Source organism: Nitrospina gracilis Nb-211 (assembly GCF_021845525.1).
Taxonomy (GTDB): Bacteria; Nitrospinota; Nitrospinia; order Nitrospinales; family Nitrospinaceae; genus Nitrospina; species Nitrospina gracilis_A.
Genome location: NZ_JAKJKD010000001.1, coordinates 191262 through 205147, shown reverse-complemented (window position 1 = coordinate 205147; position 13886 = coordinate 191262). Strand labels below are relative to the sequence as shown.

General features: G+C 59.1%; 13 protein-coding genes. 12 read left to right on the top strand and 1 reads right to left on the bottom strand.

Going from position 1 to position 13886, the window contains the following annotated elements; genetic code table 11:
• Positions 1–374: 374 nt before the first annotated feature.
• The 4 genes from glnD to J2S31_RS01095 all read left to right on the top strand — a co-directional run bounded on the left by glnD (position 375) and on the right by J2S31_RS01095 (position 5263).
• Complete coding sequence (gene glnD / locus J2S31_RS01110; protein ID WP_237097201.1) at positions 375–3086, top strand: [protein-PII] uridylyltransferase; 2712 nt, start codon at positions 375–377, stop codon at positions 3084–3086.
• A 23-nt stretch (positions 3087–3109) separates the two neighbouring features.
• Positions 3110–3958, top strand: coding sequence for a GNAT family N-acetyltransferase (locus J2S31_RS01105; protein WP_237097200.1), 849 nt, complete (start codon positions 3110–3112; stop codon positions 3956–3958).
• Positions 3959–4078: 120 nt separating this feature from the next.
• Positions 4079–4216 carry a hypothetical protein gene (locus J2S31_RS01100; RefSeq protein WP_237097199.1) on the top strand — a complete coding sequence of 46 codons (138 nt, stop codon included), beginning with the start codon at positions 4079–4081 and terminating at the stop codon, positions 4214–4216.
• A gap of 126 nt (positions 4217–4342) precedes the next feature.
• Entirely contained in the window at positions 4343–5263 is a 921-nt protein-coding gene (locus tag J2S31_RS01095) for a hypothetical protein (RefSeq protein WP_237097198.1), read from the top strand.
• A gap of 169 nt (positions 5264–5432) precedes the next feature.
• On the opposite strand, the gene J2S31_RS01090 is transcribed toward J2S31_RS01095, so the two are convergent.
• Positions 5433–5741, bottom strand: a complete 309-nt coding sequence (locus tag J2S31_RS01090; protein ID WP_237097197.1) for an MTH1187 family thiamine-binding protein — start codon at positions 5739–5741, stop codon at positions 5433–5435.
• A 123-nt stretch (positions 5742–5864) separates the two neighbouring features.
• On the opposite strand from J2S31_RS01090, the gene pheA reads away from it, so the two are divergent.
• The 8 genes from pheA to J2S31_RS01050 all read left to right on the top strand — a co-directional run bounded on the left by pheA (position 5865) and on the right by J2S31_RS01050 (position 13851).
• Positions 5865–6938, top strand: a complete 1074-nt coding sequence (gene pheA / locus J2S31_RS01085; protein WP_237097196.1) for a prephenate dehydratase — start codon at positions 5865–5867, stop codon at positions 6936–6938.
• A 5-nt stretch (positions 6939–6943) separates the two neighbouring features.
• Positions 6944–7819, top strand: a complete 876-nt coding sequence (locus J2S31_RS01080; protein ID WP_237097195.1) for a prephenate dehydrogenase — start codon at positions 6944–6946, stop codon at positions 7817–7819.
• Positions 7816–8499, top strand: coding sequence for a (d)CMP kinase (gene cmk / locus J2S31_RS01075; RefSeq protein ID WP_237097194.1), 684 nt, complete (start codon positions 7816–7818; stop codon positions 8497–8499). The genes J2S31_RS01080 and cmk overlap by 4 nt, the downstream gene beginning before the upstream one ends.
• Before the next feature lie 54 nt (positions 8500–8553).
• Positions 8554–10245: a 30S ribosomal protein S1 gene (locus tag J2S31_RS01070; RefSeq protein WP_237097193.1), complete on the top strand. Its 1692-nt coding sequence runs from the start codon at positions 8554–8556 to the stop codon at positions 10243–10245.
• Between the two features lie 37 nt (positions 10246–10282).
• Positions 10283–11197, top strand: a complete 915-nt coding sequence (sppA, locus tag J2S31_RS01065; RefSeq protein WP_237097192.1) for a signal peptide peptidase SppA — start codon at positions 10283–10285, stop codon at positions 11195–11197.
• Positions 11198–11427: 230 nt separating this feature from the next.
• Complete coding sequence (locus J2S31_RS01060) at positions 11428–11742, top strand: integration host factor subunit beta (RefSeq protein ID WP_237097191.1); 315 nt, start codon at positions 11428–11430, stop codon at positions 11740–11742.
• Between the two features lie 170 nt (positions 11743–11912).
• Positions 11913–12980 (top strand): chorismate synthase, encoded by a 1068-nt coding sequence (aroC, locus tag J2S31_RS01055; protein WP_237097190.1) that lies wholly within the window; start codon positions 11913–11915, stop codon positions 12978–12980.
• Positions 12981–13044: 64 nt separating this feature from the next.
• Entirely contained in the window at positions 13045–13851 is an 807-nt protein-coding gene (locus tag J2S31_RS01050) for a nitrilase-related carbon-nitrogen hydrolase (protein WP_237097189.1), read from the top strand.
• Positions 13852–13886: the final 35 nt, after the last annotated feature.

Sequence of the window (13886 nt, the reverse complement as noted above, 5' to 3'; positions counted from 1 at the left end):
CGGGCAAGAACTGATTTGAAAGCCTGACACGCTTGAATGAATGCGGTAAACTAAATTATAAGCCCCCCTTTGTCAAGCAAATTTGGCCGCTCTTCCGGGCTCTCGGCGCGCGGAATCAATCACTTCCGGAGACCCGTCGCGGCTGTCAAAAACAAGTCGGCCGGAAGACGCGCAAGGCACTTTGATAATATGGAACGTCCTGAAAGCCGCTTCACCCAAACCAGCCGGCTCCCTTCGTTTTCTCTCTTTCAGATGAAACGGTTTTCCCTTTTCCCCTTGATGCAAATCGTTTATAAATCCAACCTTTGGAACAACACGCCGCCACCAGGGGCGGCGTTCCCGCGATTCCATCCGAACCGCAACCCGGATCATTCATGAACAAGCCCTCACTACTGCAATTTGAATTCGGCGCGGACTTCGCCCAACTGGAGGCGATCCCGGAAGACCCCCGCCAGCGGGCGCCGTACTTCAAGCGGCTCAAGTCCTTCCTCAATACCAGCCGCGACAAGATCAAGGACTGGCACCGCTCCGGGGCGGGAGGACGCGAGGTGATCCAGGCGCACTGCGGCCTCATCGACGAAACCATCAAGCACGTCGTGCTGGCCATCGACGGGCTGGAATCCTTCCGCAACGAAACCATGTCCGACCGCTTCGCGCTGGCGGCGGTGGGCGGATACGGGCGCGGCGAACTCAACCCCTGCTCGGACATCGACCTGCTGTTTCTGCTCAACAAGAAGATGGACAAGAAACTCGATGCCTTCATACAGGAGATCATCTCCGTGTTGTGGGGCATCGGCCTCGAGATCGGCCACAGTTGCCGGACGCTCAAGGAATGCCAGTCCCTGGCGCGGGACGATTCCACCGTCCGCACCTCCATGATCGAGACGCGCTTTCTGACCGGGGACCGGGCCCTGTATGGCCGGCTGTGGGACACCGTTTACAAGACCGTGCTCAAAAAGCACGCACAGGAATACCTGAGCACCACGCTCCGCCAATTCTTCTCCCGCCCGGCCAGCGGCGAGGGCGTCACCAGCCATCCCGAACCGGACATCAAGAACGGGCCGGGCGGCCTGCGTGACTACCACGTCGCCATGTGGGCGGTGGCAATGTGCTTCGACGGCGCGTCTTTGAGTGAGATCAACCGCGAGGACATCCTGGACGCGGAGGAATTGCAGACGATCAAGAAGTCCGTGAACTTTCTGCTGCGGGTACGCAACGAACTGCATTACCTGACGGGCAAGAAAGCCGATGTGCTGACGCGGTCCATCCAGATGGACCTCGCCCACCACCTGGGATTCGAGGGCCATGGCGCGGTGGCGGTGGAGCGGTTCATGCGCGAGTACTTCCGTCACGCAACGCACATCCGCACCATCTCGGAGGCGGTCCTGCACCGTTGCCTGGAGTCGCGTCCCCTCATTCAGAAGGTGATCACCTCGTTTCAGCAGAAAAAACTGGGCCACGGGTTTTTCGCCTACAAATCGCAACTGCGCGTGGCGGACCACGCCGACGACATATTCGCCAAGGACCGCTCGCTTCTCCTCACCGCCTTCACCCTGTGCCGTGACCACAAACTGGAGCCCGGCGCGCACCTCAAACGCCTCATCCGCCTGAACAAACATCTATTGAACGAAGACTTCATCCGCGGCCGGCAGGCCATCAGTTTCCTGTTCGACCTGTTGCGGTCCAACCAGGCTTTCCCTCAACTCCGCCAACTGCACGAGGCGGGGGTGCTGGGTCAACTGCTTCCGGAATTCGAGGAGTCGCTGTTCGAGGTGCATTACGATTTCTATCACCGCTACACCAGCGACGAACACGCGCTCCGCATGGTGCGGTTTTTGGAGGAACTGGAAACCTCGAAGGAGATCAACCTCGACAAGCTGAAGCAGGTCTATACCGGGCTGGCCGACCGGAGCATCCTGAAGCTGGCGTGCCTGCTCCAGACTTTCGGCAACCGGCCGGACGAGCTGAACGGCGGCGAGCAGAAAAGTCCGCTTACGGAAGTGTCTCAGCGCCTGCAATTGACGCCGAAACAGGAAGGCACTCTGCACTTTCTGGTGAAACACAAGAACATGATGAACGAACTCGCGTTCCATCACGACATCCATCACCCTCCGACCATCCGCGAACTGGGCAGGCTGACGGGTCAAACGGAACGGCTGGACCTTCTATTGCTGATGAGTTACGCGGACCTGAGGGCGGTGGCGCCGGAGACGTGGACGGACTGGAAAAACATCCTGCTCACCGAGTTGTATCACCGCACCCGCAACTACCTGATGCGGCCGGAATCCATCGATGAAAAACCCAAGGCCACGCGCAACGCCGTGTACAGCCTGCTGGCCGACGAGTTCGACCGCTCCGTCATCAGCGATCACATGGAGTCGATGCCGGAGGATTACTTCCTGACCGAGTCGTCGGAGGACATCGCCGACCACATCCGCCTCATCCAAAACATGGGAGAGCGGCCGTTCAGCCTGAAGGCGACGTACCATGAAAAAGGCGGGTTCTACAACCTGGTGGTGGCCGGACCCAGCGACATCCACCTGTTCAAAAACCTCGTCGGCACCCTCACCGCCAAGGCGATGAACATCCTGGGTGCACAGATCTTTGCGGGGAACGACGGCCTGACCATCCTCATCATCCAGGTCAGCGCCCGCGAAATCCAGAACGTGCACGACGACGTGCCCGCCGTCTGGCGCGAGGTGGAAGACAATGTGATCCGCGTCCTCGAACGCAAAACGACGCTCACCGAACTGCTCCGCAACCGCACGCGCTTCCACAAAAAAAGCCGCGAGAACGAGGGCATCGAACCCAAAATCCAGATCGAGAACTTTCCCGAAGACCGTTTCACCCGCGTGCGCATCGAAGCGCGCGACCACCCCGGCATGCTGTACAAGATCGTGTACACGCTGGCACAGTTCGGCATCGAACTGCACCGGGCGAAGATCGCCACCCGCGGCGGGCGCGGCATCGACATCTTTTCCGTGTCCCTGCGCGGCGGCAAAATCCTGTTCCAGCCCCTCATTCAGCGCATCAAGGAACAGATCATCCAAAGCCTGCTGGTGGAAAAACTGGAGGAGCTTCCCTGAACCGTTTATAATGACGGCCCTATATGGAGGCGTTTTCCAAAGACGATCTCCCCGGCCTGAAAACCCTCTCGGAGGAAGCGGGCTGGGAGCACACGCAAGCCGACTGGGAAGCCATCCTGGAATCCGGATACGTGTGCGGTGAGCGCGATGCCTCCGGCACCCCCACCGCCTGCGGCGCCCTGTTCGACTACGGCCCCGCCCTGTGCACTCTCGGCATGTTGCTGGTCACCCCATCCCGGCAGAAAAAAGGTGTGGGGAAAAAGATCGTGCAACATCTGCTCGATCGGCGCGAGCCGCAAAACAAGCCGATGATGCTGGTGGCGGGAAGCCGCCTGAAAGAATATTACGAGAAGCTCGGTTTCCACGAGGTGGAACGCATCCACAAACTGGAAGCGCCGCCAAACACCCCGCCGCCCGTCTCCACCTTTTCCCTGCAACAAAGCATCCAGCCGCTCATGGAACAGGACCTCGCGCCCGTGCTTTCCGTGGACCAGCAGGTGGTGGGCGCGGACCGGTCGCAACTGCTCCGCATCCGCTACCGGCAGACCGAAAAGACGCTCCGCATCACCAACCCGCAGGGCACCCTGCTGGGCTACGCGATGGGCGTGAAGCAGGACAAACAGTTGCTCATCGGCCCGCTCATCGCCTTCAACCGCTTCTCGGCGATCGACCTCATCTCCGCATTGATGGAGGAGCACAACGGCGGCCCGGTGCGCATCGACGTCTCCAGCCGCCGCAAAGACCTGGTGCAGACCCTGCTGGACGCAGGCTTCAAGGAACTCGACACCCAGCCGGTGATGGTGAAAGACGCCCCGTCGCTCCCCGGCAAACGCGACCACCTGTTCGCCCTCGCCTCCCAGGCGTGGGGGTGATCCCGCCCCAATCTTTAATGCCTTTTTGGTCTCATAACCCCTTTTCTTACTACAAAACGGGTGCTATTATAGGCGCCGACAGCATCTAGAAGTCCTTCTAATGCTGGAAAAGACGAACCGGTGTGGGTTGAACCGGAGATGGTGGAGGTCGTTCACGATATGCTGACCGCCGGACACGGCGGGCATTCCGGCATCCGCGACGAAGCCCCGCTCCACTCCACCCCGCCAAAAGACTCCATCGCTTTGATGAGATCTTGAAAACCCAAATGCGCAAACTCGCAATTTCATATTCCAATTCCAAACGCTGTCTGGTATCGGGAACACGGGGTTCCCGGGGATGGCACGGCACCATGCCGAGGCTGGAAACGAAGGAGGAGAAATGCCATGGTTTTCAAGAAATTATTCCTGATGGGAGCAGTGGTTGTATGGCTGGCGGCGGCGCAGACAGCCCTCGCGTTTGACTTCAACCTGAAAGGTTCGCTGGGCGAAGGCGGGCACAAAACCTACGTGCCGCCCGTGTCCAATCCCCTGTTCAACGAAACCCCCTACATCACTACCGAGCTCAGGCCCATCTGGATCCGCCAGGGCGTGCCCGGCACCGTCGCCGGACTTCCTGTGGATGGCACCATCGATGTCATCGCCCTGCAGGCACGCGTGGCACTCACCGAACGGCTCGGCTTCATCGCCACCAAGGACGGCTACGCCAACCTGGATTTCGACAACACGCTGACCGATGACGAAGGTTTCGTCAACATCGCCTTCGGATTTAAATACGCGTTGATCAACCGGCCCGAGGACGAGGGCATCCTGACCATCGGAATCGAATACGAAGCGCCGTCCGGCAACCTGATCGAAGGCACCACGGGCACCCGCCTGCAGGGAGGGCGTTCCAAGGGATTTCTCGATTTTTTTGTAACGGGTGCGAAGCGGTTCGGCAAGCTGGGTTTGCAGAGCAATATCGGCTTGAATCAGGCAATGGATACGGACGTTGATACCTCCCTGTTCCATGCCGGGGCGCATGCCGACTTCGAAATCCATCAGCGCTTTTTTCCCTTCGTGGAAGGCAACGTCTACACCGTGGTGAACGACGCCAACCGCACGCCTCCCGTTTTGTCCACTGTGGAAGGGGCGGACCTGGTGAATCTGGGTGCCTCCAACGCCGGGACGGTCGCCACCGTGGCCGGGGGCTTCCGCTATCACCTTCTGGAACACATTCTGCTGGGCTGGTCGTATGAAGTGCCGATGAGCGGCAGGGAGGACCTGTTCAACTGGCGCTCTACGCTGGACATGGTGATTTATTATTGACCGGGCTGAGCCCGGAAACTACGGGTTGTCTTTGGGATGCGCTGGAAGACCATCGTTCACCCTCAAGGCATTAGCCGGTTCGCTCCGCGCCTGGTGCGGCTCCCCCTTCTCCGAAGGGGGAGCCGGATCAGATCACTTCGACTTCACTGGCCGGCTTTGTCCGCAGAGGTTACTTATTCACCTCGCGGCCGAGGTGTTTTTCGACGGAGGCGATCTTCGAGTCGAGCCGGCCCGATTTGCCTTTCCGGTAGTCGATCTTGATCGAGCAGGTGATGCGGTTGCAGTCGGAGCTCATCTTTTCGTAGCACTGCTTGATAACGCCCATCACCTCGTCCCACTCGCCTTCCAGGCAGGTGCCCATGGGCGTCAGGCGGTAGGGAATTCCGCTTTTCGATACGATATCCAGAGAACGGCTGACGTAGGGGCTCAGGCTCTCCCCCTTGTCCATCGGTGACATGCTGAATTCCAAAAGGATCATGATGGTTTCTCTCCCTGATTACAATGGATTAACCCGGTAAATAGTGCTTGCATTTTAGGCGGGAAGTGTGGAATCATCAAGGCCTCCCTCAGGGAAATTCCAAGAAAAGGCGGTAACACACGTTTGGGCAAAATTGACGAGATCCGTGACCGGATTGACAAGATCGATGAAAAGCTGTTAGAGCTTTTCAATCGGCGCGCCGATCTGGCCATCAAAATCGGCAAAGAGAAAAGCAAAAGGAACGAATCGAATCATTTCCACGTCCCGCACCGGGAACGTGAAATCTTCGAGCGCATGAAGCGCCTCAACACGGGGCCCCTGCCTGCGCACTCCATCGAATCCATTTTCCGCGAAATCTTTTCCGCCACGTTGGCGCTGGAAAAACCCCTGCGCATTGCGTACCTCGGTCCGGAGACCACGTTCTCCCACCAGGCGGCGATCAAGGCGTTCGGGCACTCGTCCGCGTTCGAGCCGGCGGCATCCATCGAGTCCATTTTCTCCATGGTCGAGCGTGGGCATGTCGATTACGGCATCGTGCCCATCGAAAACTCCACCGAAGGTGTGGTCAACCTGACGCTCGACTGCTTCGTCGATTCCAACCTGTACATCTCGGACGAAGTCCTGCTCGGCATCAACCTGTACCTGCTGTCGAAAACCGGCAACCTCGACGACATCAAGGAAATCTACTCGCACCCGCAACCGTTCGCGCAGTGCCGGAGCTGGCTGAACCGCCACGCGGCGGGCATCGATCAGATCCCGACGTCCAGCACCGCCGTTGCCGCGGAGGTGGCGAGCAAACACAAGCACGCCGCCGCCATCGCCGGCAAACTGGCCGCCGAATTTTACGATCTCAAAATCATCGCCGAAAAAATAGAAGACCGCGCGCAGAACACGACGCGGTTCCTGGTGATCGGCAAGGAACCCGCAAAGAAGGCGAAGCGCAACAAGACCTCGGTCATGTTTTCCATTCAGGACGAAGCGGGATCCCTGCTCAAAATCCTGCAGGTGTTCGGGCGCAACGAAATCAATCTGACCAAGATTCAATCGCGGCCCCTGCGCAACCGGTCGTGGGAGTACCTGTTTTTCGTCGATTTTGAAGGACACATCGACGATCCCGGCATCGACAAAGTCATCAAGACCGTCAGCAAGCGGTGCATGTATTTCCGCGTGCTCGGCTCGTATCCGTGGAACGGCTGAACGTTATGCAACCATTTTCCAAAATAACCATCATCGGCGTCGGCCTGTTGGGGGCTTCGCTCGCCAAGGTGTGCAAAGAGCGCAAGCTGGCGGACAACATCGCCGGGTTCGGCCGGAGCGCCGACAACCTGAAGCGCGCCGGGGAACAGGGCGTCATCGACCACGGCACCACCGACCTGAAAGACGCGGTGGCCGGGGCCGACCTCGTCGTTCTCTGCTCGCCGGTGGCCAGCATTGCCGACCGCTTCCGCGAGATGGCGCCGCACCTGAGCGCCGGGTGCCTCGTCACCGATGTCGGCTCCGTCAAAGCGCCGCTGGTGCGGGACATCGAGCCGCTTCTGCCCGAGGGCGTGCATTACGTACCGGCGCACCCGATCGCCGGGGCGGAGAAATCGGGACTCGACGCCTCGACCGCCGATCTCTATGAAGGCGCGCGTTGCATCCTGACGCCGACGGAGAACACCGACCCGGCGGCGCTCGAACGCATTCAGAAATTCTGGGAAGCGGTGGGTATGCGCGTGCAGATCCTCACTGCGGACGAACACGATTTCATTTACGGCGCCGTCAGCCACCTGCCGCATGTGGTGGCCTTCGCGCTGATCAACGCCATCGGCCAGCTCAAGACCTCGGACCAGGAAGACATCCTGAACCTGTCGGCAGGCGGCCTGCGCGACATCACCCGCATCGCATCCAGCGACCCCGTAATGTGGCGCGACATCTGCCTCGCCAACAAAACGCATGTGCTGGACCTGATCGGCCGTTTCTCCCAATCACTGGAAGACATCCGCAAGCAGATCGAGCAGGGCGACGGCGCGGGCCTGGAAAAATCTTTTAAAAACGCCAATGGACACCGTGGCAAACTGGTAGGACAGAACTCATGATCGTAGCCATAGACGGACCCGCGGGAAGCGGCAAGAGCACGGTCGCGCGCATGGTCGCCCGGCGGCTCAAGTTCCGGTACATCGAGACCGGCTCCATGTACCGCGCCGTAGCGTGGAAAGCGAACCAGTTGGGCCTCGACCCCAAAAACCGGGAGGAGACCGCGAAGGTGGCGGCGAACCTCAATATCGAATTTCAACCGGCGGAAGACGGCAGTCAGCGCGTGTTCGTGGAAGGAAAAGAACTCACGCGCGACCTCAAAAACGAGACCGTCGGCCGCATGGCCGCGGTGGTGGCGGCCAACCCGGAGGTGCGGGAAATCCTCGTCTCCAAACAACGGGAGATGGGAAAGAAACACGACGTGGTGATGGACGGACGCGACATCGGCACCGTCGTTTTTCCCGACGCACAGAAAAAGTTTTATCTCGACGCCGACCCCGTGGAACGCGCAAGGCGGCGCTACGACGAGATGAAGGCCGCGAACGCAAATCTCGACTTCGACCAGATCGTCGAGCAGGTGCGGCAACGCGACCACGAAGACAAAACCCGCGCCGCCTCGCCGCTCAAGGCAGCGGACGATGCGGTGTGGATCGACACCACTTCCCTCAGCATCGACGACGTGGTGGAAAAAATGGTGCGGGTCATCGAATCCACACCCGAAGAAATGAAAAGCAAATCGTAACTGGATTATTAACCTTTAACAGCAGTACCTGGTGCATCCTGGAGGACAATCATTGTGAGTAACACAGATTTTGATCTCGACGAAACCGTCGAAGAAATGACCGAAGAAGATAAGCAGATCCGGGCAGAGATGGAAGCCTACCTGGAAAAAAGCATGACCGGATTCCGCGAAGGCGAAATCATCAACGGACGCGTGCTCAACGTCGGCAACGGCATGGTGACCGTCGATGTCGGCTTCAAATCCGAAGGCGTCATCAATCTCAACGAATTCCCGGAAAGCGAGAAACCGCTCAACATCGGCGACGAAGTCGAGGTGTACCTGGAGCGGGTGGAGGACCAAGACGGCATCGTCGTCCTGTCCAAGGAAAAGGCGAACAAGATCAAAATCTGGGAGAAGCTGGTCAAAGCCTTCGAAGCGGAAGAGATCATCGAAGGCACCGTGGTCGCCAAGGCGAAAGGCGGCCTGACGGTGGACATCGGTCTGAAAGCCTTCCTGCCGGGTTCGCAGATCGACCTGCGGCCGGTGCGCAACCTGGAAAAGCTGATCGGCGAAAAGTTCAAGATGAAGATCATCAAGATGAACAAGAAGCGCGGCAACATCGTGCTCTCCCGCCGTGTTTTGCTGGAAGAGGAGCGCAAGCACGCGCGCGCCGACACCCTCCAGAAAATGGAGGAAGGCAACCAGGTGGACGGCATCGTCAAGAACATCACCGACTACGGTGTGTTCATCGACCTGGGCGGCATCGACGGCCTGCTTCACATCACCGACATGTCCTGGGGCCGCGTCAACCATCCCTCGGAAATGTTCTCCATCGGCGACAAGGTCACCGTCATGGTGCTCAAGTACGATAAGGAAAAAGAGCGCGTCTCCCTGGGCCTCAAGCAGATCACCCCGGACCCGTGGGTGGACGTCGACCAGAAGTACCCGGTCAATACCCGCATCAACGGCAAGGTGGTGTCCATCACCGATTACGGCGCGTTCGTCGAGCTGGAGAAAGGCATCGAGGGCCTGGTGCACGTCTCCGAGATGTCGTGGAGCCGCCACGTGAAACACCCCAGCAAGATGGTGAGCATCGGCGACAGCGTCGAGGCGGTGGTGCTGACGCTCGACAAGGAAAAGAAACGCATCTCTCTGGGCATGAAGCAGACCGAGCCCAACCCGTGGGAAAACATCGAGGAGAAGTACCCGATCGGCTCCACCGCCGAGGGCATCGTGCGCAACCTCACCGAGTTCGGCGCGTTCGTGGAACTCGAGGACGGCGTCGATGGCCTGATTCACATCTCCGACATGTCGTGGAACAAGAAGATCAAGCACCCCTCCGAACTGCTCAAGAAAAAAGACAAGGTGCAGGCGGTGGTGTTGAACATCGACAAAGACAACTGCCGCATCTCCCTCGGCATGAAGCAGTTGGAGGCCGACCCGTGGGACGACATCCCCGAGCAGTATCCGCTGGGCAAGGAGATCGCCGGCACCATCGTGAAGGTCACCGGCTTCGGTGCGTTCGCGGAGTTCGACGACGGGCTGGAAGGCCTGATCCACGTGTCGCAGTTGAGTTCGAAAAAAGTCACGCATCCGGAAAAGGTGGTGAAGGTGGGTGACGAGATCAAGGCCAAGGTCATCAAGGTGGACACGGCCAACAAGAAGATCGGCCTCAGCATCAAGGCGTACGAGGAAAACCTCGATCCTTCGGAGATCGAGGACGTGCAACTCGATGACGAGTCGAAAGAGGAAGGGGAATCCTCCTGACCGGAGGGTTCCTTTTCATTCATAAAGGATACGGCGCATGGACAATCCGGCGAAAGATTCCGGCAAAAAGGAACGCAGGAGCTTCAGCAGAGGATTCTGGTGGTTCCTGTTCATCCTGCTGGCGTTGTTTGCCGGGTCGTCCCTGCTCGGCCGTTTCCTGGGCGACGGCGAGTTCAACGGGCGCGAGAAGATCGCGCTGGTTGAAGTCACCGGCGTCATCATGGACTCCGGCGACATCGTCCGCCAGTTGTCCAATTACCGGCGCGACGCCGAGATCAAGGCCATCGTCCTGCGTGTGGACTCCCCCGGCGGCGGCGTGGCACCGTCGCAGGAAATCTATGAAGAGGTCCTGCGTATCCGCGCCGACAAAAAACCCATCTACACCTCCATGGGCTCCATGGCCGCGTCCGGCGGCTACTACATCGCCTGCGCCACCGACCGCATCTACGCCAACCCCGGCACCCTGACCGGGAGCATCGGCGTCATCATGGCCTTCACCAACGCCAGCGAACTGATCGGCAAGATCGGCATCAAACCGGAAGTCATCAAAAGCGGCAAGTACAAGGACATCGGCTCGCCGACGCGGCCCATGACCAAGACCGAGCGGCGTTACATGCAGAAGGTTTCCGATGACGTGCACAACCAGTTCATCACCGCCGTGGCGGAAGGGCGCGGGCTGGATATGAAAACCGCGCGCAGCCTGGCGGACGGTCGCGTCTTCACCGGCAAGCAGGCACAAGGCTACAAGCTGGTGGACGACATGGGCGGGCTGGAAGAAACCATCCAGCAGTTGGCGAAGGCAGTGGGCATTCAAGGCCGCCCCCGGGTTGTGGTGGAACGGCCCGAAAAGAGCCTGCTAGAAATCCTGCTGGGAGCCAATGTCAGCGAAAGCCTCGAAACCTCCCTGTGGCCCACGCAACTGCCCCGCCTGCTCTACCTCTGGCTTCCATAGCTTTATTATTCAATAAGTTATAAGATTTTCGCCTGCCCGTTCAAAAACGTCACGAGTCACCTAAAATTTTTAGTAAATCCGATATTTTTCCATTTTTATTCCCGGCTTCGACCCATCTCGGATAATTTCGATTTCTCGAATCAAATCCCGTAAAGCCTGCAAAACTCTTGACTTCGTTGACCTTAGTGATATACTTTCGGCAAAAATCAATCTTTCAGGGGGAGATTTGAATGACCAAGGCGGAGTTGGTTGAAAAAGTTTCGGCACAAATCAATTTGACCAAAAAGCAAACTGAGGTTGTCGTAAACACAGTTTTTCAAAGCATCACCGAGTCTTTGGCCGAAGGTAAAAAAGTGGAACTGAGAGGCTTCGGCAGTTTCCGGGTAAGAAGCCGTAATGCCCGCATTGGCAGGAATCCGAAATCCGGCGACCGGGTGGACGTCCCAGCCAAACGCGTCCCCTTTTTCAAGGCGGGTAAAGAGTTGCGGGAGTTGGTGGACGATCAGGCCGCCGGCGACGACAATTCCTTCGACGATGACGATTAACCCTTTGATTTTACGCATTCCTCTCCCCCACAACTTCGATCGGAAGGCAGGTTGAGCCAGCAGGGTTTGCCCTGCTTTTTTTGTGCTTGAACCCCGGCTGACCCCGGAGGATGCGCGTTTCCGCGCCAGCCCGCCTGTAACCGCTTTCATAAAACGGAAACCAGTACGCCATGCCCGGCAACACTTTTGGACAACTGTTTCGCATTTCGACGTGGGGCGAGTCTCACGGCGAGTCCATCGGGGTGGTCATCGACGGCTGTCCTGCCGGACTGCCCATCACTGCCGAAGAGATTCAAAAAGAACTCGACCGCCGCAGAACGGGCCAGAGCAAAGTCACCACCACGCGCAAGGAACCGGATCAGATCCGCATCCTGTCCGGCGTGTTCCAGGGCAAGACCACCGGCAGTCCCATCGCCATGATGGTGGAAAACGCCGACGCCGACTCCTCCAAATACGAACTCATCAAGCACCTGTACCGGCCGGGGCACGCCGACTTCACCTACGACAAAAAATACGGCTTCCGCGACTACAGAGGCGGCGGCCGCTCCAGCGCGCGGGAAACCGTAGGACGCGTCGCCGCCGGGGCCATCGCCAAGAAACTGCTGGCGCGTCACAAAATAAAAGTGTTTGCCTACACCCGGCAGATCGGCGACCTGGTCATGCAGACCTTCAGCCAGAGGGAAATCGAAAGCAACATCGTGCGCTGTCCCGACAAGAAGATGGCCGAGCGCATGGTCGAGGCCATCCTGCAGGCGCGCAAGGACGGCGATTCGCTGGGCGGCGTCATCGAAGTCATCGCCAAGGGCGTGCCCGCCGGACTGGGCGAGCCGGTGTTCGACCGGCTGGATGCGGACCTGGCCAAAGCACTGATGTCACTCCCCGCCGTAAAAGGCGTCGAGGTGGGCATCGGCTTCGAGGCGGCGCGCCTGCGCGGCTCGGAATGCAACGACGTGTTCATCGCCAAAAACGGCAAGATCACCACCCAGACCAACAACGCCGGCGGCGTGCTGGGCGGCATCTCCAACGGCAATGACATCGTTCTGCGCATGGTGGTCAAACCGACGTCATCGATCAACCGCGAGCAGGACACGGTGACGCAGAAAGGCAAAAAAGCCAAGATCCGCGTCGAGGGCCGGCACGACCCGTGCGTCGCACCGCGCGCGGTGCCGATGGCCGAGGCGATGGTCGCCCTGGTGCTCATCGACCACCTCCTGCGGCAGAAACAGGCGCAATTATAAAATCCGGTAAGCCCGCCTGCACGGACCCCCTTGCCCGCACCCACGCATCTGATACACTGAACTCATGAAACATCCCCTGAAAGTCGGGTTCCTGCAAACCCTGCCGGTGTTCGGCGACATCGAAACCAATCTCAAACAGGCCGAAACGCGTCTGCGGAAAATGGACGCCGATCTCGCCGTCCTGCCGGAGCTGTTCACCACCGGCTACCAGTTCCGCAACCAGAAAGAAGCGCGCGAACTGGCGGAGCCGGTGCCCGACGGACCGACCACCCGCGCGTTGATGAAACTCTCCGCCGACCTCAATATGTACATCGTGGCGGGACTGGCGGAAGTGGAAGGCGACACGCTGTACAACTCCGCGGTGCTGACGGGTCCGGAAGGCTACGTCGGCAAGTACCGCAAGGCGCATATCTTCGACACGGAAAAAAAGTTTTTCGCCGCGGGCAACCTGCCTCTGCCGGTGTTCGACATCGGCAAGGCGCGCATCGGCATCATGATCTGTTTCGACTGGCGCTTTCCGGAGACGGCGCGGACGCTGGCGCTCAAAGGCGCGGATCTCATCGCCCACCCGGCGAACCTCGTCCTGCCACACTGCCCGCAGTCGATGATCACGCGCTGTCTGGAAAACCGCGTGTTCGCGGTGACCGCCGACCGCGTCGGTTCCGAATCCCGCATCGAGGGCGAGACCCTGCGGTTCATCGGCCAGAGCCAGGTGGTGGACCCGGACGGCCATGTACTGGTGCGGGCCTCGGAGGAAGGCGAGGAGGACCACGTGGTGGAAATCGACCTCGCCGACGCGCGCAACAAAAGCATCAACCCGCACAACGATCTGATCGCCGACCGCCGCGAGGACCTTTACAGAATCCCGTGAATTCTGCTATATAGAGTGGAATTCTGACAATCATC

What these genes read in the sequence shown, in the direction of transcription:
- glnD (WP_237097201.1), top strand. Translation starts at nt 375, where the DNA reads ATGAACAAGCCCTCACTACTGCAATTTGAATTCGGCGCGGACTTCGCC.
- J2S31_RS01105 (WP_237097200.1), top strand. Translation starts at nt 3,110, where the DNA reads ATGGAGGCGTTTTCCAAAGACGATCTCCCCGGCCTGAAAACCCTCTCG.
- J2S31_RS01095 (WP_237097198.1), top strand. Translation starts at nt 4,343, where the DNA reads ATGGTTTTCAAGAAATTATTCCTGATGGGAGCAGTGGTTGTATGGCTG.
- J2S31_RS01090 (WP_237097197.1), bottom strand. Translation starts at nt 5,741, where the DNA reads ATGATCCTTTTGGAATTCAGCATGTCACCGATGGACAAGGGGGAGAGC.
- J2S31_RS01080 (WP_237097195.1), top strand. Translation starts at nt 6,944, where the DNA reads ATGCAACCATTTTCCAAAATAACCATCATCGGCGTCGGCCTGTTGGGG.
- cmk (WP_237097194.1), top strand. Translation starts at nt 7,816, where the DNA reads ATGATCGTAGCCATAGACGGACCCGCGGGAAGCGGCAAGAGCACGGTC.
- sppA (WP_237097192.1), top strand. Translation starts at nt 10,283, where the DNA reads ATGGACAATCCGGCGAAAGATTCCGGCAAAAAGGAACGCAGGAGCTTC.
- J2S31_RS01060 (WP_237097191.1), top strand. Translation starts at nt 11,428, where the DNA reads ATGACCAAGGCGGAGTTGGTTGAAAAAGTTTCGGCACAAATCAATTTG.
- aroC (WP_237097190.1), top strand. Translation starts at nt 11,913, where the DNA reads ATGCCCGGCAACACTTTTGGACAACTGTTTCGCATTTCGACGTGGGGC.
- J2S31_RS01050 (WP_237097189.1), top strand. Translation starts at nt 13,045, where the DNA reads ATGAAACATCCCCTGAAAGTCGGGTTCCTGCAAACCCTGCCGGTGTTC.